Annotated in this window: 1 protein-coding gene; it reads right to left on the reverse strand. The window is 40.1% G+C overall.

Translation table 11 applies throughout. The features are described from left to right. A partial coding sequence (locus tag FK530_RS27620; protein WP_146489492.1) for a porin occupies positions 1–565 on the reverse strand: 565 nt, incomplete at its 3' end. Between the last annotated feature and the right edge of the window lie 18 nt (positions 566–583).

Genomic DNA, 583 nt, shown 5'->3' on the forward strand with positions numbered 1-583 from the left:
CTTTTACTTCTTTAAGTTCAAGACCATCTTTACCTTCAACAACTTTTTCTCCGGTAGTGACATTACCAGATAAACCTTGTCCAGTAAGTGTAGTAGTCATTGCACGTTGTGCTACTGAAGAGATCACGTTACCGCCATTGAAGCCATCAGTAACGGAGTCATCAACGATCGTTACTTTGAATGGGTTGTCTTGACGACCAGCAGTTACTGTACCCCAATCTCCGGTTAAACCGAGGATCGCTTTACGAGTTTTCCAGCCTTTTGATTCATCTTGAGTCATACCGTCAAAGCCCCACTCAAGGTTATAGATAACAGCGTTATTGTTACCTAAATCTTCTGAGCCTTTAAGACCGATACGTGAACCTGCATCGTTGAGGTTAGATACACGCTTACCAGTAAATTTCTCAATCTTTTGACCAAGACTATTGTCTGTTTTTTCATGTTTATCAATTTTTTTGCTCTCATAATCGTAACGGATAGAACCGTAGAGAACTGTTTCAGCTTGTGCTGCGCCTAATGTTAAAACAGAAGCGACTGCTACTGCGAAAATACTTTTCTTCATCATAATCAATTATCCTTTCTG

Source organism: Tsukamurella conjunctivitidis, from assembly GCF_007858475.1.
In the GTDB taxonomy this organism is placed as follows: domain Bacteria; phylum Actinomycetota; class Actinomycetes; order Mycobacteriales; family Mycobacteriaceae; genus Tsukamurella; species Tsukamurella conjunctivitidis.